At 66.1% G+C, this 23314-nt stretch carries 15 protein-coding genes; 7 read left to right on the forward strand and 8 right to left on the reverse strand.

What is annotated here, in order from left to right; translation table 11 throughout:
- The first annotated feature begins 1 nt into the window (after position 1).
- A complete protein-coding gene (locus H7J93_RS10740; RefSeq protein ID WP_267306275.1) occupies positions 2–8197 on the forward strand; it encodes a nuclear transport factor 2 family protein in 8196 nt (2731 codons plus the stop codon).
- Positions 8198–8206: 9 nt separating this feature from the next.
- Positions 8207–8623 (forward strand): peptide-methionine (R)-S-oxide reductase MsrB, encoded by a 417-nt coding sequence (gene msrB, locus H7J93_RS10745; RefSeq protein ID WP_267306276.1) that lies wholly within the window; start codon positions 8207–8209, stop codon positions 8621–8623.
- Positions 8624–8692: 69 nt separating this feature from the next.
- Here msrB and H7J93_RS10750 read toward each other — a convergent pair whose 3' ends face one another.
- From H7J93_RS10750 to hemE, 5 genes are all read right to left on the reverse strand, one after another.
- Positions 8693–9004: a hypothetical protein gene (locus H7J93_RS10750; protein ID WP_267306277.1), complete on the reverse strand. Its 312-nt coding sequence runs from the start codon at positions 9002–9004 to the stop codon at positions 8693–8695.
- 331 nt (positions 9005–9335) lie between these two features.
- The gene (locus H7J93_RS10755) at positions 9336–10991 is read right to left on the reverse strand and encodes an NAD-dependent malic enzyme (protein WP_267306278.1); all 1656 of its coding nucleotides are present in this window, start codon (positions 10989–10991) and stop codon (positions 9336–9338) included.
- A gap of 70 nt (positions 10992–11061) precedes the next feature.
- Entirely contained in the window at positions 11062–11757 is a 696-nt protein-coding gene (hemQ, locus tag H7J93_RS10760; RefSeq protein WP_267306279.1) for a hydrogen peroxide-dependent heme synthase, read from the reverse strand.
- Between the two features lie 4 nt (positions 11758–11761).
- Positions 11762–13129: a protoporphyrinogen oxidase gene (locus H7J93_RS10765; protein WP_267306280.1), complete on the reverse strand. Its 1368-nt coding sequence runs from the start codon at positions 13127–13129 to the stop codon at positions 11762–11764.
- Positions 13126–14175: a uroporphyrinogen decarboxylase gene (hemE, locus tag H7J93_RS10770; protein ID WP_267306281.1), complete on the reverse strand. Its 1050-nt coding sequence runs from the start codon at positions 14173–14175 to the stop codon at positions 13126–13128. The genes H7J93_RS10765 and hemE overlap by 4 nt, the downstream gene beginning before the upstream one ends.
- A gap of 190 nt (positions 14176–14365) precedes the next feature.
- Between hemE and H7J93_RS10775 the strand changes: the two genes are divergently transcribed.
- Both H7J93_RS10775 and H7J93_RS10780 read left to right on the forward strand, forming a co-directional pair.
- A complete protein-coding gene (locus H7J93_RS10775) occupies positions 14366–14950 on the forward strand; it encodes a DUF3000 domain-containing protein (protein WP_267306282.1) in 585 nt (194 codons plus the stop codon).
- A gap of 3 nt (positions 14951–14953) precedes the next feature.
- Positions 14954–16255: a ribonuclease D gene (locus H7J93_RS10780; RefSeq protein WP_267306283.1), complete on the forward strand. Its 1302-nt coding sequence runs from the start codon at positions 14954–14956 to the stop codon at positions 16253–16255.
- A gap of 43 nt (positions 16256–16298) precedes the next feature.
- Here H7J93_RS10780 and H7J93_RS10785 read toward each other — a convergent pair whose 3' ends face one another.
- On the reverse strand, positions 16299–17207 hold the full coding sequence (locus tag H7J93_RS10785) for an alpha/beta fold hydrolase (protein WP_267306284.1): 909 nt from the start codon (positions 17205–17207) through the stop codon (positions 16299–16301).
- Between the two features lie 51 nt (positions 17208–17258).
- On the opposite strand from H7J93_RS10785, the gene H7J93_RS10790 reads away from it, so the two are divergent.
- Positions 17259–17726 (forward strand): winged helix-turn-helix transcriptional regulator, encoded by a 468-nt coding sequence (locus tag H7J93_RS10790; RefSeq protein WP_267306285.1) that lies wholly within the window; start codon positions 17259–17261, stop codon positions 17724–17726.
- A gap of 77 nt (positions 17727–17803) precedes the next feature.
- A complete protein-coding gene (locus tag H7J93_RS10795; RefSeq protein ID WP_267306286.1) occupies positions 17804–19471 on the forward strand; it encodes an alkaline phosphatase D family protein in 1668 nt (555 codons plus the stop codon).
- On the opposite strand, the gene dxs is transcribed toward H7J93_RS10795, so the two are convergent.
- Both dxs and nhaA read right to left on the reverse strand, forming a co-directional pair.
- Positions 19452–21365: a 1-deoxy-D-xylulose-5-phosphate synthase gene (dxs, locus tag H7J93_RS10800; protein ID WP_267306287.1), complete on the reverse strand. Its 1914-nt coding sequence runs from the start codon at positions 21363–21365 to the stop codon at positions 19452–19454. The genes H7J93_RS10795 and dxs overlap by 20 nt on opposite strands.
- A gap of 9 nt (positions 21366–21374) precedes the next feature.
- Positions 21375–22676, reverse strand: a complete 1302-nt coding sequence (gene nhaA, locus H7J93_RS10805; protein WP_267306288.1) for a Na+/H+ antiporter NhaA — start codon at positions 22674–22676, stop codon at positions 21375–21377.
- A gap of 188 nt (positions 22677–22864) precedes the next feature.
- On the opposite strand from nhaA, the gene H7J93_RS10810 reads away from it, so the two are divergent.
- Positions 22865–23308, forward strand: a complete 444-nt coding sequence (locus H7J93_RS10810) for a CBS domain-containing protein (protein WP_267306289.1) — start codon at positions 22865–22867, stop codon at positions 23306–23308.
- Positions 23309–23314 lie beyond the last annotated feature (6 nt).

Here is a 23314-nt window from a genome sequence, read left to right on the forward strand (position 1 = left end):
AATGGCCGAGAACCACCGCCCCTGCGCCACCTGCGGCACGCCGAACGAAGAGGACGCCCGCTTCTGCGAGGGCTGCGGCGCATCGCTGGCCCGCGTCTGTGCGACGTGCGGCGTCGAAGCGCGTGCGACAGCGCGCTTCTGCCGAGGCTGTGGTGCGCCCCTCGACACGGAGTCCGCTCGGGTGCCCGGCACCCCCGATGCGGGGCCGGTGCGCAAGACCGTGACGGTCATGTTTGCCGACCTCGCAGGTTCGACGAGTTTCGAGGAACGTGTCGACGCCGAGACGGCTCGGGAGGTCATCGGCGGCTATCACGACCTTCTGCGTTCGGTGGCTCAGCACCATCGCGCCGGTGTGACCAAATACATCGGTGACGGTTTCATGGCCGTCTGGGGGGTGCCCGAGATCCTGCCCGACGACGCGGTGCACGCCGTCGACGCCGCAGTCGAGCTGCAGGAACGCTTCGTGGACCTGGCGGGCCGGGTCGCCGAAACCCACGGGGTGGAGCTCGCGCTGCGGGTGGCCGTGAACACCGGCGAGGTGGTGGTCGGGGCCGGTGACGCCGACCTCGTCGGTGATGCGTTGAACGTCGGCGCGCGGCTCGAATCCGAATGTCCGCGCGGCCGCGTCGTCGTCGGCGAGGAGACCTGGCGGGCCACGCGCGGCCACTACGGGTTCGAGTCTCTAGGCGATGTTCAGGTGAAGGGCCGGACCGCTCCGGTCGCGGTGTACCAATGGGTGGCCCGCCAGGCCGAGGCCGCAGATGCCGCCCCCTTCGTCGGCCGCGGCGACGAGCTGCGCCGGCTTCAGTCCGCGATGGACGATGCGCTGTCCACTCGGACCGCCCGGTTGGTCACTGTGATCGGCGACCCCGGGGTGGGCAAGAGCCGATTGGCCGCTGAATACGCGTCAGGTCAGCGCGATGCACGGGTGGTCGAAGCACGGTGTGTGCTCGAAGGCACCGTGGCGCTTGGCCCACTCGTCGAGGTGCTCCGTGCCAGCGATCTCGAAACCGATGTTCCCCCAGGTATTCCCGAACGTGACCGACTGCTGCGCGACCTCGATGGGTTGGCAAGCGGGGTGCCTGGATCCGTCGAGGAGAACTTCTGGGCACTGCGCCGGTTCATCGAGGTGCTGGCGACGAGCCAGCCCGTCGTTTTAGTGCTCGACGACATCCAGTGGGCGGACACCCTGTTACTCGACTTCATCGAGCATCTCGTGGAGTGGGTGAAGGACGTTTCGGTCCTGGTGTTGGCGCTCGCCCGGCCGGAACTGCGCGACATCCGGCCCGAACTGGTCGCTGTAAGCAGGTGGGCATCCGAAGCTGTTCACCTCGGCGGTCTCGACGCAGGCGCGACCGCAGAACTCGCCGCCAAGGTACTGGGCACCACCCGGCTGCCGGACGAATTGCTGAACCGCCTCCCGTCATCGACGGGCGGCAATCCCCTGTTCGTACGTGAGCTGATCGGAATGCTGGCGCACGACGGGGTTCTCGTCGAGGAGCCCCACGGCTGGCGGCTCACCATCGACGTGGACGCCATCTCCATCCCGCCGACGATCCATGCGCTGCTGGCATCGCGCCTGGAACGACTGGAGGCCGCCGATCGGCGCGTACTCGAGATCGCCTCGGTGGTCGGTAGCGACTTCTCGGTGGGCGCCGTGCGCGCACTCACCAATCGGAGTGCAGAGGGAATCAAGTTGTCACTCAACCGGCTTCGTCGACTGGAGCTGGCTCAGCCAAGCGGGGCCTATGTCGGCGACGAACCGGTATGGCGATTTCACCACGTGCTGATTCGCGACGTGGCGTACCGCCGCCTGTTGAAGTCCGACCGCGCGGATCTGCATGAGCGACTTGCCGACTGGGTAGCTGAGGGTGGTCAAAGTGTGGCGGTTGACCCCGACGAGATGGTCGCCAGGCATCTCGAAGCCGCCTACACTTACCGAAGCCAGCTCGGCCCCCGCGATGACCAATCCCGCGACCTGGCCGTCCGATCCGCGCGCCGTTACGCAGCATCCGCGCGTCGTGCCCTCGATCGCGACGAGTTGGTCTCCGCCGGGACGCAAGCGGCCCGCGGGGCGGCCTTGGCAGCATCCGACGAAGCGCTGCACGCCGATCTGCTCTTGATCGGATGCGAGGCGTTCTTGTCGGCCGGTGACGTGACGGCCGGCGCCCCGCTCGTCGACGAACTCGAAAGTATCGCCGACGACAACCTGGCGCCATGGGCGACGTGCTACCGCTGCCAGTTCGTCATCTACACCGACCCAGAACGTCTGCTCGAAGTCGAGGCCCGCCTGCACGACGCCATCGCCGAATTCAGCCGTCGCAAAGACCCTGCGGGACTTGCCAAAGCGCACCGGGTCCGTGCCGGCGCGCGAGGACGTCTCGGCCGCATCGGCGACAGCGAGATCGACCTTTTCGAGGCACTCATCGCAGCCCGAGAGAGCGGCGACCACCGGCAGATCACCGCTGCACTCGGTGCGGCACCCGGTGCCGCGCTGTGGGGACCGAGCCCCGTGCCGAAGGCGGGCGGCCGATGCCTTGACGTGGTGCGCATGCAGCGGATGACCACCGCGGCACCGTCGCTGGAGGCCACGTCACTACGGCACCTGGCCGTACTCGAACTATTGCGGGGTCGACCGGACAAAGCGCGCACGATGCTGGCCGACGCTCACCAGGTGGTCGCCGACCTCGGCCTGCGACACGGTGTGATGGAAACCGAACTCTTCGCGGGAATCATCGAAATGATGGAGGGCGACGCCGTCGCCGCCGAACCGCACTTCCGCACGGCGCTGGAAGGTTTGGATGCTCTCGGCGTGGGTGCCGATGCGGGACAAGCCGCCGCATTTCTCGCGCGTTCGGTGCTCGCCCAGGGGCGGATCGATGAAGCTGACCGGTACGCCACCGAAAGTGAACGTCTGGCCGGTCGCAACCTCAAGACTGCAATCGCCTGGCGCGCCGTGAGGGCCGAAATTCTGGCAGCGCAGAGTCGCCATGCTGACGCGGCAGCGATGGCGCGGGAAGCGGTGGCGGTCGCCGCGGGAACCGACCTGGTGCTCGACCACGCTGAGGCCTGTCTGGCGCTCAGCAGGGTGCTCGCAAGCGTAGGAGACACCAAGGGTGCCGGCGTTGCACGCTCCGATGCCGAGGCTTTATATGTCGCAAAGGAAGTGACGGCGCGGGTCGACCGGATCGCAACATCCGACATGCCCTCCCCGCCTGGTGGTGCGGAAGCTGAGTCGTCGCGGCTGGCCCTCGCCAACCGAGCAAGTCGAAAGATTGATACTGCGTGGCGTGCCTTTCAATCGCACGACATCGACGGTGCGTTGACCGACTTCTCCGACCAGATCGGCTACGACGATCACCGACGATTCAGTGGTGTTCCGGTCAAGGACATCGCGGAGTTGCACACTGCGACGGCGCGTGCCCGCGAACAATTTCCGTACACTGAGTGGGTAACTCTCGCCGTACGAGGCGAGCGACTGGAACTGCGCTCGATACGCATGTGGGATGACGCCGGCAACGAATCAACCACCTTCAACGTATTCGAACTCGATGAGCGAGAACACATTCAGTACTGGGGCCGCTTCGATGACGACGACTTCGAAAGCGCGTATCGCGAACTCGACGAGCGCTACTACGCTGGCGAAGGCGCGCCGTTCGCCGAATCCGGCACCGTGGCGACGAACTGGACGCTCGCCGTAAATCGAGCCGACTTCGACACGCTGTTCGGCGAACTCACCGCCAAAGACTTCCACCTCGAAAATCGATCGCGCTCGGCGTTTCCGGACCGCTCGGCACCGGAGTATCGCACCACCTTGGAAGATCTCGCGGCCATGGTGGTTTCGGCGCGGGCTTGGCCGTCGGTGATGTCATGGGTGTCTCCGAATTGGTGCGTAGCTCGTTGCGAGCGAGACGCCGTCGGAAAGGACGGCGAGAAGTACGCGTGGCACTTTCTCATTGCGTTCGAGTTTCGTGACGGGCGCGTTGCGTCCATGTGCGAGTTCGAGCTTGACGACGAGCACGCGGCCTTCGCCTATGTCGCCGACCGCCTACGTAAGAGCACCAGCAGACTTCGGATCAATAATCGCGCCAGTGAACTCGCCCAAGCGGCTTCGCAGGCGCTGCAGGCGCATGACGTCGACGCACTTCGTGTCGAACCCGCCGCTCATTTCGTCTACGACGACAGACGGAGAATTACCGGTGACCCGATTCGTGACGCCGCCGATTTGCATGCCGCGACCGAGCGGATCCTCGACAGTTACCCACACACCGAGTGGCGCACGATCGCGGTACGCGGCGACCGTCTCGAAATGCACTGGAGTCGCCTATGGGACGACGACGGTAACGAGGCGCGAACTCTCAATGTGATGGAGTTCGACGGCGCCGGGCGCCTCGAATACTTCGGGCGTTTCGAGGAAGACGATTTCGGCGGCGCTTACCGCGAACTCGATCGGCGCTATTACGCGGGAGAGGGGGCAGCTTTCGCCGAAGCCGGCGCGGTGGGGACCGAATGGGCAATCGCGGTGAACGACGGCGACTACGTCAAGGCGTTCGGCGAACTCATTGGTCCCGACGCCAGCTTCGAGAATCGCTCTCGCTCGGCATTTCCAGATCCCTCGATAATTGCCTTGGGTACCACTTACCAAGATTTGAACACCGTGGACGGGCGGACGCGAACATGGCCGTCGGTGCTCTGTCCCTTATCGCCGACCGTGGGCGTCGCCCGCCTCGAGCAGGAAACCACCGGACGCGATGGTGAGCGGTATACGTGGACCTGGATCTCCGTGACCGAGATCCAGGGCGGACGGTTTGCATCCGCTTGCCTCTTCGAACTCGACGATGAAGAGGCCGCATTCGCCTATGCCGAAGAGCGGATGCGGGCGAGCCTAGGCCGACTGTCCGTGACGAACGCGTCATGCGACATCTTGCCCGGTTTCTTCAATGCGCTACGGGCCCACGATGTCGACAGCGCCCTCGGCCATTACGCAGATGAATACGAGTACGACGATCACCGACGCCTCGGGGGTGCTCCGGTCGTCGGCCGTGACGCGATGCGCGCAGCAATGAAGCGACTGCTCGAGGACTATTCACACTTTGAATTCCGGGTGCTCGCGGTCCGCGGTCAGCGCCTGCATCTCGTCTGGAGTCGCCTTTCCGACGACGAGGGGAACGAGTCCATCACGTACTACGTGGACGAGGTAGACGACAACGGGAAGATCACGTATCACGGCCGCTTCGATGAGGGTGACTTCGAAGCCGCCTACCGCGAACTCGAACGGCGCTATTACACCGGAGAGGGCGCGGCGTTCGCCGAAAACGGGCTTCCGGCGAGCGATGCGCCGAGGGCGATCAGCCAGGATGACCTCGACACCCTGTTCGGCAATATCATGTCGGCGGATGCGCGTGTCGAAACCCGCTCCCGCAGAGCCTTTCCCGATCGATCAGCCAGCGAACTTCGCGCCGGCTTCGAAGCACTCAACACGCTGGTGACCTCGAAGCGCGTGTGGAATTCGGCGGTGGCATGGATTTCTCCGACATGCAGCATCACCCGGCTGGAGCGAGAGGCGATCGGCATCGACGGTGAGACATATCGATGGTCGATGATTCTCGTCACCGAGCATCGAGGTGGGCTGGTCACTTCGATTTGCGAGTTCGACCCCGACGACGAAGACGGCGCGTTCGCCTATGTCGAACAGCGAGTACAGGCTCAGTCCAGCCGGCTTGCGGTCACGAATCAGGCATCGGAAACGGCGGGGCGGTTCTTCGATGCACTCCGAGCCCGGGACAGCGAACGCGCCGCCGCCTGCTACTCGGAACAGTTCGTCTACGCCGATCGTCGAAGCCTCAGCGGTGACCCCATTGCGGGCCGTGACGGGATGCGTCTGGGAGTCGAGCGCATGCTCGCACAGTTCACCCAGTACGACTTCCGTGTCTTGGCGGTCCGCGGTCAGAATCTGCTCCTCGCGTGGAATTGCGAGTCAGATGCTGACGGAAACACGACTGGCGGGCTCACGGTGTTCGAAGCGGAAAACGGACTGATCACGTATCACGGACGCTTCGACGAGGATGACTTCAACGGCGCGTACCGCGAACTCGACCGTCGCTACTTCGCAGGTGAGGGCGCCGCGTTCGCACAATCCGGTGCCACTGCCACCGACGCGATAATGGCGTTGAACACAAGTGATTTCGATCGGCTGCTCGGGGAGCTGTGCACTCCCGACATGCGCGTTGAGAACCGCACGCGGTCAGCGTTCCCGGACCGCTCGATCACCGACTTGCGCGCCAGCTTCGGACAGCTGGATTCGATGGTCACGTCGACCCGCAGCTGGCTATCATCGCAATACTGGATCACGCCGAACCGTGCCGTGGGCCGCCTGGAGCGCGACGCCACAGGAGACAGCGGAGAGCAGTACGCGTGGTCCAGAGTTCTGACCATCGAGTTCCGCGACGGCCTGATGGCGTCGATGTGCGAGTTCGAGGTCGACGACGAGGCTGCCGCCTTCGCGTATATCGACGAAAAAGCACGGCAGCCCCGTAGCCGACTGGCGCTCACTAACCGAAGCGTTGAGTCAGCTGACAAGCTCTACACCGCGATGAACGCTCGCGACATCGACGCGACGATGGAGACCATCTCGGGCGAGTTCGTGTACGACGACCGCCGGCGGCTCAGCGGTGATCCCGTCAACAGCAGGGCCGAAGTTCGAGCGGCGTTCAAACGAGTACTGGATCACTACTGCCGATTTGAGAGCCGTATCTTGGCGGTTCGCGGTGACCGCCTGCATCTGCACTGGGCGCGCTGGTCAGACGATTCCGGCAACGAAGCGGTCCACCTCCACGTTTTCGGCGTCGACAACGACGGACTGCAGGATTACGAGGGCCGCTTCGACGAAGACGATTTCGAAGGTGCCTACCGTGAATTCGAGCACCGCTACTATTCCGGCGAAGGTGCTGCGTTTGCACTCGCCGGCGCAGTGGCGGCCGACTACGTACTTGCACTCCACCGCATGGACCTCGACACCCTGTTTGGCGAGTTGACCTCGCCCGACTTTCGTCTCGAGAATCGGTCGGGCTCCGCTTTCAATGACCGCTCGGCGGCCGAATTGCGGGCCAGCTTCGAGGATCTGGACGCGATGATGGCCTCGCAGCAGTTGCGGCATTCTGTGGTGCGTTGGGTTTCACCGACGGTGATGGTCGCACGCTTCGATCGCGAGGGCGTAGGGCACGGTGGCGAGCGTTACGCATGGAGTCAGATCGACGTCGGCGAAATTCGAGACGGATGGTGCACCCGCGCATGCCAATTCGATCTTGAGCAGGAAGAGGCCGCGTTCGCCTACGCCGAAGAATGGGCAGCACAGACAACTAATAGTCGATTGGCGGTCACTAACCGGTCGTGTGAGCTGACGGTCGCCTTGAACTCGGCCCTGCACGAAACGGATATTGACGCCGTGATGCGGTGCTTTTCGAACTCCCTTGTGTATGACGACCGCAGACGACTCAGCGGCGATCCAATCCACGACCACGCCGGGTTCCGGACCGCATTCGAGCGAATCTGCGATCAGTACAACCAATTCGAATACCGCTTCCTCGCCGTTCGTGGCGACCGATTGAACCTGAGCTGGAGCCGGTGGTCGGACAATCCGGGGAACGAGACTGCCTACCTGCATGTGTGCGAGATCGGCGACGACGGACTAATAGCCTACGAAGGCCGCTTCGACGAGGACGCCTTCGAAGGTGCGTACCGAGAGCTCGAAAGGCGCTTTTACGCCGGCGAGGGCGCCTCGTTCGCCGAAGCCGGCGCGATAGCGACCGAAGTCGTGACTGCACTCAACCGCGGCGACTTCGACAAGGTATTCGGCGAACTCACCGACCCCGACGCCCCTATCGAGAATCGGTCCCGGTTGCCCTTCCCGAACCGCTCGACCAACATGCTCCGCGCCAGCTTCGAGGACTTGGACACCATGGTCGCGTCGACGCGGATATGGTTCTCCGCCCTGTGTTGGGTGTCGAACTCGTGGGGCATCGTCCGTTTCGAGAGGGAAGCCGTCGGCAAGGACGGCGAGCAGTACAGGTGGACGCATCTCGTCGCGGCCGAGATCCGCAACGGCCGGATCGCGTCGATGTGCGAGTTCGAGGTCGATGACGAGGCTGCGGCCTTCGCCTACGCCGAGGAACGGGTGCGTCCGGCGGAAAATCGTTAACGTGGAGGCATGACGACCCCTGCTCCCAAACTGCAGCTGACCGACGACGAGTGGCGCAAGAAGCTCACCCCGGAGGAGTTCCACGTGCTGCGTCAGGCAGGCACCGAGCGCCCCTTCACCGGCGAGTACACCGACACCAAGACCGAGGGTGTCTACGAGTGCCGGGCCTGTGGCGCCGAACTGTTCCGCAGCAGCGAGAAGTTCGAATCGCACTGCGGCTGGCCGTCGTTCTTCGATCCGGCCAGCTCCGATGCGGTGATCCTGCGCGTCGACGACTCGCTGGGCATGCACCGTGTCGAGGTCATCTGCGCGAACTGCCACAGTCACCTCGGCCACGTCTTCGAGGGCGAGGGCTACCCCACGCCGACAGATCAGCGCTACTGCATCAACTCGATCTCGCTGCGCCTGGCACCCTCAAAGTCGTAGCGCCGAACGCGCGGCTGCTGCGAAATTCTGCGGGTGGATTTCGCAGTGGCGTCACACTCGGCGACGGGGTTACCCCGGGTATACCGCGAACTCGGCCTGGTCCTCGGTGTTCGCGACGCACGTGAACAGCAGCGGCGCCGTCATCGCGTTGCCGGAATAGCAGGTGAACGGCCCGATCTCCTGATATTTGTCGCCGTTGAGGTCGTATTTGGCGGCGTAGTCCGCCGCGGTGACACAGTCGATGTCGCCGGCGGTGATCTGGACGGCCTGCCCGTTGCGCGGGGGGCACTGCTCACCCGTCGACGGTTGCGCGGCCGCACTCGGCGCCGCCGCGAGCGCGACCAACGGCAGCGCCGCGGCCACCAATGCCTTGATGCTCATGGCCCAATGATGCTCGGCAGCCCTCGAACCTGTCCCCGGATTCACGAGGACCCAGACAGATCGCGATTTCGGCAACATTCGCGATCTGCCCGCAGTCTCGGCGAGATGACGGTCCTGGCTCGACGACGTCGGTGATACCGAGTCGGACTACATCCGGTTGTAACCGTACGGCGAGAATTCGGCCGCGATCGCACCATAGCGTTACGTCCGTCGCGGTGTCGGCACTCGGATGCAGAATCCGGGTATAGATCCACCCTTTCGGGGCAGAGAAACGATCGCGAGTGAGGAACTGACGCGGCACACGACGAGGTCTCTAGGCCCGCGTGCCCGCTCAGGTCGGCGAGTACTCCGGAAGCCAACGCACCTCGTCGATGCGAGCCGCCAATTCCTCATCGCTGCGCTTCGGCGCGACACCGTCGGCCACAGCCTGACGACCGACTGCGAGCGCGATACGCACCGCAATATCCGGAACCTCCGTCCACGACGGAAGCAGCGGCGCGTCCGGGTCCGTGAGCGCGGGCGACGCATCGCCGAGACTGGCCGCGGCGGCCCGCATCATCTCGTCCGTGACCCGCGTTGCCTGCGCCGCGGTCACGGCCAACCCCATCGCCGGGAAGATGTATGCGTTGTTGCACTGCGCGACCGGCCGCTCCACGCCGTTGCGCCGCAGCGGTGCAAACGGTGAACCTGTCGCAATGAGCGCCCTCCCTCCGGTCCACTCGTCCAGCTCCGCCGGGTGCGCCTCGGCCCGGCTGGTCGGGTTCGACAACGGGAAGATGATCGGCCGCTCCGTCTTGGCCGCCATCTCGCGCACGATCTCCTCGGTGAACGCACCCGTCGCCGTCGAAAGACCCAGCAGCACACCGACGTCGACGTGATGCACCACATCGGCCAGCTGGGCGGGTCCGGACAGGCCCCAGTCCCCCACGATGTCCGCAGGCTTGGCGAACACCCGCTGCCCGTCCGACAGATCGGTGCGGTCGTCCGTCAGCAGCCCATTGACGTCGACGACCCAGATCCGCGACAGGGCTTCGGCTTCGGACAGTCCCTGCGCGACCATCTCGCGCTTCACCATGTTCAGCACGCCGATGCCCGCCGAGCCCGCACCCAGCATCACCACCTGCTGCTGCGACAGCGGGCGCCCCGCGATGTTCGCCGCACCGTGCAGGGCGCCGAGCGCCACGGCCGCGGTGCCCTGGATGTCGTCGTTGAAGGTCAGCAGCTTGTCGCGATAACGCTCCAGAATCGGCTCGGCGTGCGCGGTCGCGAAATCCTCCCACTGCAATAGGACGTCGGGCAGTTCCTCGTGAACGGCGGTCACGAACTCGTCGATGAACGCGTAGTACTCGTCGTCCCCGATCCGGCGGTGGCGCCACCCGAGGTAGTGCGGGTTCTCCAGCAGCTCGACGTTGTCGGTGCCCACGTCGAGCACGATCGGCAGCGTGCGCGCCGGGTCGATGCCGCCGATGAGCGTGTACAGCGAGAGCTTGCCGATGGGGATGCCCATTCCGCCGATCCCCTGATCGCCGAGTCCGAGGATCCGTTGACCGTCGGTCACGACGATGACGTCGACATCGCGTCGCCCCGTGGGGCGGTTGCGCAGCACTTCTCGGATGCACTCCCGATCGGGATACGACACAAAAAGCCCGCGGGGCCTGCGGTAGATCTCGCTGAACCGCTGACAGGCCTCCCCGACGGTCGGGGTGTACACGATCGGCATGGTTTCGGCGATGTGATCGCGCAGCACCCGATAGAACAGCGTCTCGTTGCGGTCTTGCAGGCCGCGCAGATAGATGTGTTGATCCAGACCCTCACGGCGAGTACTGAATTCGTGCCAGCTGTGCTCGGCCTGCTCGCCGAGAGTCTTCTCCGCGGTGGGCAGCAGTCCCAGCAGACCGAACTTTCGACGCTCGGCGTGGGTGAAGGCGGTGCCCTTGGTGGTCAACGCATCGAACAGCAAGTCCTGTCCGGTTTTCTGTTCTGCCACGGGTACACGCTATCGGGTGGACACCTTCTACGAGATAGCACTGAAGGTCGATTCGACGACCGACGGGACACTACGGGAGTTTGGTGACCAACTCTTCCACCCCGACGCGGGGACCGGTGAAGAACGGCGTCTCCTCACGAACGTGTCGGCGCGCATCCGTGGCGCGCAGATCACGCATCAGGTCGACGATGCGGTGCAACTCCGGTGCCTCGAACGCCAGGATCCACTCGTAGTCACCGAGCGCGAACGCGGGCACGGTGTTGGCCCGCACGTCCTTGTAGCCGCGAGCCGCCATGCCGTGCTCGGCGAGCATCTGGCGGCGCTCGTCGTCGGGCAGCAGGTACCAGTCCAGCGACCGGACGAAGGGGTACACGCAGATGTAGTTGCCGGGCTCCTCGCCCGCCAGAAACGCCGGGATATGGCTCTTGTTGAACTCGGCCGGCCGGTGCAGGGCGACGCTGCTCCACGTCGGCGTGCTCGCCCGCCCCAGGGTGGTGGTGCGGCGGAAGTCGGAATAGGTGGCCTGCAGCGCCTCGACGGTCTCCGCGTGCGTCCAGATCATGAAGTCGGCGTCGGCGCGCATGCCCGCGATGTCGTACAGGCCGCGCACCACCACACCCTTGTCTTCCTGCTGTTTCAGGAATGTCGCGGTCTCGTCGATGACGGTGGCACGCTCGTCCCCCAGCGCGCCCGGCTGCACCGAGAACACCGAAAACATCAGGTACCGAATGGTGGCGTTGAGGGAGTCGAAGTCGAGCTTGGCCATATCCCTATCGTGCCACGCGCGCTGTCATCAACGACGCCGCCGCCTTGGTGGCCGCCGCCACACACGCCGGGACCCCGATGCCGTCCAGAAAGCCGCCCGCGACGGCCAATGTCGGCGGCAGGCCCGCCCGCAGCTCGGCGACGAGCGCACCGTGGCCCGGCCCGTACTGCGGCATCGCGTCGATCCAGCGCTGAACGCGACAGTCGACCGCGTCCACAGTCACCCCGAAGAGCGTGTTGAGATCCTGCGACGCCCACTCCAGGAGGTCCTCGTCGCCCGCGCTGCGCGCCAGCGTGTCCCCGAAGCGACCGTATGAAAGCCGGAGCAACTCGACATTGCCGCGCTGTCCCCACTTGCGCGTCGTCAACGTAACGGCCTTGGCGTGCAAGCGTTCTCCGGCAGCGACCAGCACCCCGGACTGCTCCGGCAGCGGTGTACCTCCTGGGAGCGCCAACGCCACTACCGCGCTCGAGGCGACCGCAATGCGTTCGGCCGCCGCCGCGGTGCGCGGAGCCACGCTGTTGACGAGGCGGGCGAGCAGGGGCGCCGGTACGGCCAACACCGCCGCGTCGGCGTGGTGGCGCCCGCCCTCGTCGTCGACGATCTCCCAGCCGCGCTGCGTACGACTGACTTCTTCGACGGTGACCTGGAGCCAGCGGATACCCGCCCGCCGGACCAGCTCGTCGACCAGCACCGTGTATCCGCCCTCGACCGCCCCGAACACCGACCCGGTGGCCACCGGCGGCCCCGACGCCGACAGCGCGTCGCGCACGGCCTCGGTCAGGTTGCGGGCGCCGCGGTCCAGCGCCGCGGCCAGCGTCGGAACGGCTGAGCGCACCCCGATATTGGCCGATGAGCCCGCATAGACGCCGGTCAGCAGCGGATCCACCGAGCGCGCCACGACCTGCTCGCCGAAGCGCTGCCCCACCAGTTCCGCGACCGCTGGATCGTCGCCAGGGCGCCAGCTGAACGGCCGGGTGGGCTCGTCGCGAATCCAGGCCAGTGTGGCGTCGTCAACGAGGCCGGCCAGCGCGTCAGCGCGCGCCGGAATGCCCTGCAGGGTGTCGGTCGGCAACGCGTGCAGGTGGGCCTGGCTGTAGATCAGCGGCCGCGCACCCGTCGTACCGATCTGCTTGCCGGCCAGACCCAACTCGGCCAGCAGCGCGGGCACCTCGGGGCGCCGGGCGATGAACGCCTCCGCACCGACGTCCATCGGCTGGCCGCCGATCCACTCGGTGCGCAGGATGCCACCCAGTCGGTCTGCCGGGTCGAACAGCGTGATCGATGCGTCCGGGCCAGCGGACACCCGCAGCCGGTATGCCGCGACGAGACCTGAAATGCCGCCGCCGACAACGCAATACGACGCGCTCACAGCGAATGCACCAAGGCCACCAGATCCGTGATGATGCCAGGATCGGTGGCGGGCAGCACACCGTGGCCGAGATTGAAGATGTGGCCGCTTACCCCGGCGTCGATGGCGCGGCGGCCGTCCTCGACGACGGCGCGGGCCGCCCGCTCGACGACCGGCCAGCCGGCAAGCAGCACCACTGGATCGAGGTTGCCTTGCAGCGCCGTACCGGGTGCGACCCGGGCTGCGGCGTCAGTGAGTGCGGTGCGCCAATCCACCCCGACGACCGTCGCCCCCGCCTCACCCATGGCGCCCAGCAGTTCAGCAGTGCCCACTCCGAAATGCGTCATCGGCACACCGACGTCCTTCAACGTCGCGAACACCCGCGTGCTGTGCGGCAGCACGTACGTGCGGTAGTCGGCCAGCGAAAGCGTCCCGGCCCAGGAATCGAACAGTTGGATCGCGTCCGCACCCGCGCTGACCTGCGTCTGCAGGAAGGCGATCGTCACGTCGGTGAGCTTGGCCATCAGCGCATGCCAGGTGTCTGCATCGCCGAGCATCATCGCCTTGGTGTGCTCGTGGTTGCGGCTCGGACCGCCCTCCACGAGGTAGGAGGCCAGAGTGAACGGCGCCCCCGCGAACCCGATGAGCGGCACGTCGCCCAACTCGGACACCAGCTGTCCGACGGCTTTCGCGACGGGTGCAACCTGCTGCGGCTCAAGCGGTTTGATCGCGTTGACGTCGGCGAGGGTGCGCACCGGGTGATCGATGACCGGTCCGACGTCGGGCACGATGTCGAGCTCGATGCCCGCGGCCCGCAGGGGTACGACGATGTCGGAGAACAGAATCGCTGCATCCACGCCGTGTCTGCGAACCGGCTGCAGCGTGATCTCGGTGATCAGGTCGGCGTCGAAGCACGCCTGCATCATCGTGTTCTTGGCCCGCAGCTCCCGGTACTCGGGCAGCGAACGTCCGGCCTGACGCATCAACCACACCGGCACGCGGCTCGGCTTGTGGCCGCGAGCCGCGGCGAGATAGGGCGAGTCGGGCAGGTCACGGCGGGTAGTCATCGTGTCCAATGCTGCCATGCGCCCCCGGTGGCGCCCTAAATCGCCATGTGAAGCGACCGGCGATTGACCTCCGACAGATGGGGCCTGCGACGGGTCCAGCAAACATCCTCAGGACCACCGGCGACCCCCTCACCCGCAGAAATCGGCGCGCCTGCCCGCACAGCCGACGGAATGGGGCTAGCGTCGAACGGTGACCACCGCCGCCGAACCGGCTCAGTTTCGCGAAGCGGTGGCGGCGATGAATGCCACCACCGTCCGAGCGGAGATCGAACTCGGTCCCATTCGGCCGCCGCAACGGCTCGCGCCCTACAGCTACGCGCTGGGCGCGGAGGTCCGCCATCCCGAGACTGCCATCGTGCCCGAGCGCTCGGAGGGCGATGCGTTCGGCCGGCTGATCCTGCTGCACGACCCCGAGGGCGCCGACGCGTGGGACGGCACGATGCGGCTCGTGGCGTACATCCAGGCTGACCTGGACTCCAGCGAGGCCGTCGACCCCCTGCTGCCCGAAGTGGCGTGGAGTTGGCTCGTCGAGGCTCTGGAGTCGCGGGCCGAACACGTCACCGCTCTCGGCGGCACCGTCACCGCCACCACGTCGGTGCGCTACGGCGACATCTCCGGCCCGCCACGCGCCCACCAGCTGGAACTGCGAGCGTCATGGACGGCGACCTCACTGCAACTGGGGCCGCATGTCGAGGCGTTCTGCGAGGTGCTGGAGCACGCCGCTGGTCTGCCCCCGTCGGGGGTCACCGACCTGAGCTCCCGCACGCGCGCCTGAACCATGGCCGAACCCGATCAGTCGGGCTCGGAAGACGAGCCGGAAGCCACCCCTCTGCTTGCGCCGCACGACGGCGTCCCTGACCTGGCTGTCAGCCCCCGCGAGATCGAAGATGCCGCCGAGCTCCTGGCGTCAGGATCCGGGCCGTTCGCGGTGGACGCCGAACGTGCCTCGGGCTTCCGGTACTCCAATCGCGCGTACCTGATTCAGATCCGACGCGCAGGGGCGGGCACCGTGCTGATCGACCCGGTCAATCACGGCGAAGACCCGGTCGCCACGCTGGCTCCGGTCGCGGAAGTGCTGGCCAGCGACGAGTGGGTGTTACACGCCGCCGATCAGGACCTGCCCTGCCTGGCCGAGATCGGCATGCGGCCGACGAAGCTGTACGACACCGAACTCGCCGGACGGCTGGCCGGCTACGACAAGGTGAACCTCGCCGCGATGGTGCAGCGGCTGCTGGGCCTGCAGTTGATGAAGGGGCACGGTGCCGCGGACTGGTCCCAGCGGCCGCTGCCGCCCGAGTGGCTGAACTACGCCGCGCTGGACGTCGAAGTGCTGCTCGATCTGCGTCACGCCGTCGCGTCAGTTCTCGAGGAGCAACATAAATCCGACTGGGCCGCACAGGAATTCGAGCATCTGCGGAATTACGAGGGCGCGCCGACGCGACGGGATCGCTGGCGGCGCACGTCCGGCATTCACAAGGTTCGCGACGCCCGCGCACTGGCGGCGGTGCGGGAACTGTGGATCACCCGCGATCACATCGCCCAGCGCCGGGATATCGCACCGGGCCGCATTCTCCCCGACTCGGCGATCATCAATGCGGCGACCTCCGATCCCGATACCGTCGAAAAGCTCACCGCCCTACCCATTTTCGGCGGCGCCAGGCAGCGTCGCATGGCGAACGTGTGGCTTGAGGCGCTTGCCCGCGCCCGCACCACCGACGATCCGCCGACGTCGGCGGAGCCGTCGACCGGACCTCCGCCCGCATCGCGGTGGGCACGTCGCAAGCCGGAGGCAGCGGTGCGACTGGAGGCGGCGCGGTCGCGTATCGCCGATCTCGCGCAACGGGTTTCGGTGCCGACGGAGAACGTCGTCACCCCGGAGATCGTGCGCCGGTTGTGCTGGGACTGGCAGCCGCTGTCGACTGCCGAGGAAACCGAAGCGGTGATCGACAAGTTCCTGCGCGAGGCCGGGGTGCGGCCGTGGCAGCGTCAGCTCGCCGATCCGGTGCTGACGGAGGCGCTGTTCCCCGACCCCACCGCCGAAACTGTCCCCGGCTCACGCGTGGGCCCAGAGAGATCCTGAAAATCCGCGAAATCGCGATCTGTGCGCAGTCTCGACGGGTGGGTCAGCTCACCCGGTCGACGTGGGCGAAGAAGTGCTTCAGCACCTCGTCGGGGGCTTCGATCTGCGGCCAGTGCGCGATGTCGTCGGCCAGCATCACCACGTCAGCGTCGGGAATGACCTCGGCGTACCGACGCGCCATGTGAGCTCCGGAATTGGGGTCGAGGGGCCCGTCGATGAGCCGCATCGGCACCGTCGTCTCGCGCATGGCGCGGACCCAACGGTTGCGGTGCGTCAAGCGATCGCCCAGGAACCGTCCGACCTTGTGCAGCACCCGTTTGCCGTCGTTGTACTCGAGGACCTCGTGGAAGCGACTCATGAGCTCGCGTGAGGGCTTGGTGTTCGGGCCGAACATCTCGTTGATCGTCGGCTCCAGGATCCGGCGCGACAGCGTGTGGCCCTGCAGCGGGCTCATGAGGTCTCCCAGCGGCGTTCCTGACATCAGCTTCTGCATGGTGCGCGGGGTGTAGGCCTCGTTGAACAGCCCGCCATTGAGCCAGGTGATCGACTGATAGCTCGGCGATCCGTAGACGTGCTCGCCGAATACGCTGCGCGCCAACACTTCCTGGCCCACGGAATCGCCGATGTCATGCGCGAGGATGTGGCAACGGTCGACGTTGAGGTCGGCGAGCAGCGCCTCGTGCATGTCGGCGTGATCGTGCACCGAGTAGCCGTAGCTGACGGGTTTGGCCGAGAACCCCATGCCCATCATGTCGGGCGCGATGACGGTGAACCGTTCGACCAGCGCGGGCCAGATCAGCGACCAGTCCCACGAGTTGAACGGATAACCGTGGATCGCCAGCAGGACGGGCGCTTCGCCGATCGGCGGGCCGTCGACGCGGTAGAAGATCTCGAAACCCAGGTAGTCGAAGTAGCGACCGGCGGACTTCCAGCGTTCGAGTTCAGCATCCATGTCAGCAGCCTAGCTGGATTCATTTTTTGAACGCAACTGTTAAGCTGAGGCATGCGCCACGACGACCTCGCCGCAGAGCCCTGCTCGATCCTGCGGCCGCTGTCCCTGCTCGGCGACCGGTGGACCCTGGTCGTCCTTCGCCAGGCGTTCGCCGGCGTTCGTCGTTTCGAAGACTTCCAAGCCAGCCTGGGCGTCAGCCGGGCGGTGTTGGCCGAGCGGCTGCGCAGGCTCGTCGAATGCGGTGTGCTGGAGCGACGGGCGTATCGGGATGCGCAGCGCACCCGCCACGAATATCGGCTCACAACAAAGGGTTTGGACCTCTATCCGGTGCTGATGGCGCTGCGGGCCTGGGGCGACAAATACCTGGCTCCTGACGGCGAGTTCATCATCTACCGCCACCGCCAATGCGGTGGGCGGACCGACGTGCACTTGCTGTGCGATGAGTGCGGCGCCGATGTCACGGCTCACGACATCGAGCCGGCACCCGGCCCAGGACTCGAGGCCGCGAGCAGACACTAAAGTCAGCGACGCGCCGCGGTGTGCGGGCAGTTTGCGTCTGCTCGCGATCCGGGCGCGCGTTGCCCTAGTGTCGAAAGGTGAGCTTGCTCCTCGGGCCGGCGCTGCGCCACGTTTCCGACACCACGGCATTGGTGTGGGTGCAGACCGAAAGCGCGGGCACTGTCGAGGTTCTCGGCTGTTCGGCGCCGACGTTCGAGGTGCAGGGAAACCATTTCGCACTCGTCACCGTCACCGGGCTCGAACCCGACAGCGTGACCGAGTACCAGGTCAGGTTCAACGGGGCGACGGTGTGGCCGCTCACCGACCCGCCGTTCTCGGATTTTCCGCCCAGCGTGATCCGGACCCGAGGGCCGGACACCGCGCACCGGCTGCGGGCGATCTTCGGGTCCTGTCGATATCCCAAGACCGAGGTGAAGAAGCTTGAGGCGAAGCTCAAGTACGACGCGCTTGACTGCTATGCGTCGCGAATGGCCAAGCGCCCGATCCAGCAGTGGCCCGACGCGCTGATCCTGCTCGGCGATCAGCTGTACGCCGACGAACTTCCGCCCGACGAACAGCGGCGGGTCCAAAAGCGCCGATCCAGGCGCAACCGGCACGGCAGCCGCCCGCCGGACGAGGTCGTCACCTTCGCGGAGTACGAGCGCCTGTACCGCCACTCGTGGGGCGACCCCGAGATCAGGTGGCTGATGTCCACCGTTCCCACGGCGATGATCTTCGACGATCACGACATCCGCGACGATTGGAACACCTCGCGGTCCTGGCGCGTGCGCATGGCCCAGGAGCCGTGGTGGCCGGACCGAATCAGGGCCGGCCTGGGGTCGTACTGGATTTACCAGCACCTGGGCAATTTGAGCCCGGACGAATTGGCCGGCAACGAGGACTACCAACGCCTGCTGGCGACAGAAGGCGACACATGGCCGCAGCTCGCCGAGCTCGCCGACCGGGCGGACCGCGAAGTCGACGCCCACAAGGGCATTCGGTTCAGCTACCGATGGGACCTCGGCCGCACCAGGCTGATCATGATCGACTCGCGCAACGGCCGCATTCTGGAGTCCGGCGACCGCATGATGATCGGCGAAGACGAATTCCGATGGGTGGAGGCCAAGTCGGAGGAGCATCCCGAACAGCTGGATCATCTGATGCTCGCCACATCGGTGCCATGGTTGATGCCACCCGCGATCGGCGACCTCGAAGCACTCAACGAAAGGGCGGCCGACCGTACTGATTGGCGGGGTCGGCTCGCTGAGAAGCTGCGCAGGGCAGCTGATTTCGAGCATTGGCCGGCGTTCTACAAGTCACTCGTGCGGCTGGCGGAAATGATCAACAGGATCGCCAACCATCCCGACGGACCCGCCACCATCAGCGTGCTGTCGGGCGACGTGCACCACAGCTACGCCGCTCGAGCCCGCCTCGACGAAGTTTCACCCACCGGTTCGGTCGTCTATCAGCTGGTCTGCTCGCCGGTACACAACTACGTGCCGCTGTTCGTCAAACCTGCGTTCTCACTGGGCTGGACCCGGCCCGCTGCCGCCATCATGCGGTGGTGGGTACGTCGACGCGGCGTCCCGTCACCACCGCTGACATGGACCAACGTGTGCGGACCGCTGTTCGGAAATACGATCGCGACGCTCGAGGTCGACGGCCGCAACGCGGACGTGTTCTTCGAACAGCCGCGCCGGACAACGTCTTTGGAAGAAGTCGGCCGCGTGTCGCTGACGTACAGCGCTAGTCGAAGCGCTGGCTGACTTCGCGCTCGGCGTTGGTGGCACCTTGCGCGGCCACCCAGCCGGTGATCTGGCGGGCGATGTTGCGGTCGGTCAGCCCGACGTCGGCGAGCACCTCACCGCGCGATGCGTGCGCGAAGAACTCCTGCGGCAGCCCGACGTCGCGGCACGGCACGTCGATCTCGGCTCGCCGCAGCGCCGCCGACACCGCCGACCCGACGCCACCGGCCACGCCGTTGTCCTCGATGGTCACGACCAGCTTGTGTCCGGCAGCCAGCTCCGCGATGGCCGAAGGCACCGGAAGCACCCACCGCGGGTCAACCACCGTGACGCCGATGCCCTGGTTACGCAACCGCTCGGCGACGGCCAGCGCCATTGACGCGAAGGGCCCGACCGCGACCACGAGGACATCGTCGGACAAGCCGTCGGCCGGGATGGCCAGCACGTCAACTTCGCCCCGCCGTTCGATCGCCGGAATATCCTCGCCGACATCGCCTTTCGGGAAGCGAATAGCGGTCGGCCCGTCCTTGACGTTGAGCGCCTCGCCGAGTTCGTCGCGCAGGCGGGTGCCATCGCGCGGCGCAGCCACCCGCATGCCGGGGACGATGCCCAGGATCGACAGGTCCCACATGCCGTTGTGGCTGGCGCCGTCCGGTCCCGTCACGCCCGAGCGGTCCAGCACCATCGTGACGGGCAGCTTGTGCAGCGCGACGTCCATCATGATCTGGTCGAAGGCCCGGTTCAGGAACGTCGAGTAGATGGCGACCACCGGATGCAGGCCGCCCATCGCCAAACCAGCGGCCGACGTCATCGCATGCTGCTCGGCGATACCCACGTCGAAGAACCTGTCGGGGAACCGCTTGCGGAAGTCGGACAGCCCCGTCGGTCCGGGCATCGCAGCGGTGATGGCGACGACGTCGCGGCGGCGGGCCGCATAGGAAATCAGTGCATCGGAGAACGCGGACGTCCACCCCGGGCCGGGCACCGACGTCGCCAGCCCCGTCTCGGGGTCGATGACGCCGCACGAGTGCATCTGGTCGGCTTCGTCGTTTTCGGCAGGCGCGTAACCCATGCCCTTGCGGGTGACGACGTGCACGATCACGGGTGCGTTGAAGCCCCGCGCGTTGCGCAGAGCGCTCTCGACAGCATGCTCATCGTGGCCGTCGATCGGTCCGACGTACTTCAGGCCGAGATCGGTGAACATCACCTGCGGCGAGAGCGCGTCCTTGATGCCGGCCTTGATGCTGTGCATGCACTGGTAGCAGAGCTCACCGATGATCGGCACCTTCTGGACGGCCTTGCGGCCCTCCTCGAGCACCTTCTCGTAGCCCGGCTGCAGACGGAGGCCAGCCAGGTGCTCGGCGAAGCCGCCGATGGTGGGCGCGTAGCTGCGGCCGTTGTCGTTGACGACGATGACGACCGGGCGCCTGGCCGCGGCGATGTTGTTCAGCGCCTCCCAGCACATACCGCCGGTCAGGGCGCCGTCGCCGACGACCGCGACCACGTGGCGGTTGCGGTGCCCGGACAGTTCGAAGGCCTTGGCGAGCCCGTCGGCATAGGACAGCGCGGAGCTGGCGTGGCTGGACTCGACCCAGTCGTGGTCGCTCTCACTGCGGGACGGATATCCCGACAGCCCGTCCTTCTTGCGCAGCGTGTCGAAGTCGTGGCTGCGACCCGTCAGCATCTTGTGCACGTAGGACTGGTGCCCGGTGTCGAAGATGATCGGGTCGTGCGGCGAGTCGAACACTCGATGCAGGGCCAGTGTGAGTTCGACCACGCCGAGGTTGGGGCCGAGGTGTCCACCCGTCGCAGCAACCTTGTGAATCAGGAACTCGCGGATTTCCTGCGCCAGGTCACTCATCTGTGACTGGGTCAAGTGCTGCAGATCTGCGGGACCGCGGATCTGTTCAAGCATCCCGTCAGTCTACGCACCAGGTTCTCGTGAGTCCTGCCGAGCGATGTAGATGTCGGGCACACCGTCATGATCATCGTCCGCGGTCTCGAGTTCGTAGATACGTCGGTATGCCGCATTTCGGCTCAGCAAAACCACGGATGCCAGCGCACCTGCGACAACGGACCCGACGAGTACTCCGATCTTGACGTCGTCGCCGGCCGGGGTGCCGTGCCCGAAGGCCAGTTCCCCGATCAATAACGAAACTGTGAACCCTATGCCGGCCAGCAGCGACACCCCGAGGACGTCACGCCAGGCGAGGTCGTCGTCGAGGCTGGCGTGGGTGAACTTGGCCAGCAGAAACGCGGTGACGAACACCCCGAGGGGCTTGCCGATGACCAGGCCGGCGATGACGCCGTCGGTGACGGGGTGACGCAGCGAATCCCCGAGTCCCGACCAGCCGCCGACCGTCACGCCTGAGGCGAAGAAGGCGAAGACCGGCACCGTGAGACCGGCCGACAGCGGGCGCATGGCGTGTTCGAACCGCTCGGCAGTGGGTTGCCCGTGCCGCCCCGCCACCGGCACTGTGAAACCGAGCACGACCCCCGCCACAGTGGCATGTACTCCGCTGGCGTGTACCAGCGCCCACGCGGCGACGGCGAGCGGCACCAGTAGCCACCAATGGTGCACGCCGCGCTGCACGGCGATCCCGAACAGGGCAATCGGCAGCACCGCCAATGCCAGCGGACCCAGAGCGAGATGGTCGGTGTAGAACACCGCGATGACGGTGATGGCGAGAAGATCGTCGACGACGGCGAGCGTCAGCAGGAAGGTTCGCAAGGCGGTCGGCAGGTGCGTGGACAGCACGGCCAGCACCGCCAAAGCGAACGCAATGTCCGTGGCGATCGGTACCGCCCAGCCATCGAGGTGCTCCGGCCGGCCTGCCGCAAGGTTGACTCCGATGTAAATCGCGGCCGGTGCGACCATGCCGCCGATGGCCGCTGCGATCGGCAGCGCGGCGCGACGCGGATCACGCAAGTCGCCCGCGACGAATTCGCGTTTGAGTTCCAGTCCGACCACGAAGAAGAAGATGGCCAGCAGTCCGTCGGCGGCCCAGGCCGATACGGACAGGTCGAGGTGCAACGCCTGCGGGCCGATCGTGTACTCCGATACGGCGCGGTAGGCGCCGGACCACGGCGAGTTCGCCCAACCCAGCGCGAGCCCTGCGGCGGCCAGAAGCAGCAGTCCCCCGATGGTTTCTTTTCGCAGGATCTCGGAAAAACGTTGTGTCTCCGACCAGGATCCGCGCGCCAGCAATCGCAAAGGGGATGTCATGGGAACCTCGGGCTCGTCGTTGCGTCAGGTACTACGCCGACCAGGCTTCCCGGCACTCCGATGCTGAACCTACCAGCCCGGGGCAGTTGGCAAAGACGAGCGACCGTCCTCGGGGTAGGGTCCGTAGCTGGTGCGCCGGGAAGTCTGGTCGGCAGTCGGTGATTCGATTCGCGATCGGAGGACGCTGTATGCACGCTGGGCAATTCGTCGAGGAATTTCCGGTCGTGACGGTCGATTCAACGGCACTGGACGCCGCGCGCACCCTCGCCGAGCATCGCCTGCCCGGCATCGTCGTCACTGACACATCGGGTCACCCGTACGCGGTACTGCCAGCGTCACAGGTGGTGCGCTTCATCGTGCCCACCTATGTCCAGGATGATCCGTCGCTCGCCGGTGTGATCGACGAAACGTGGGCGGACAAAGCCGCCGAGAAGCTCGCAGGTAAGTCCGTGAAGGATGTGCTACCCGAACATCTCGAAGACATTCCCGCGGCCAACGCCGACGACACGATCATCGAGGTGGCCGCGTTGATGGCCCGGTTACGCAGCCCGCTGGTGGCTGTCGTCAAGGACGGCGAACTGCAGGGCGTGATCACCGCGTCGAGGCTCCTCGCCGCTGCGATGGGAGTCTGACTGCGC

The sequence above is a fragment of the Mycobacterium barrassiae genome, assembly GCF_025822765.1.
GTDB classification, from domain to species: Bacteria; Actinomycetota; Actinomycetes; order Mycobacteriales; family Mycobacteriaceae; genus Mycobacterium; species Mycobacterium barrassiae.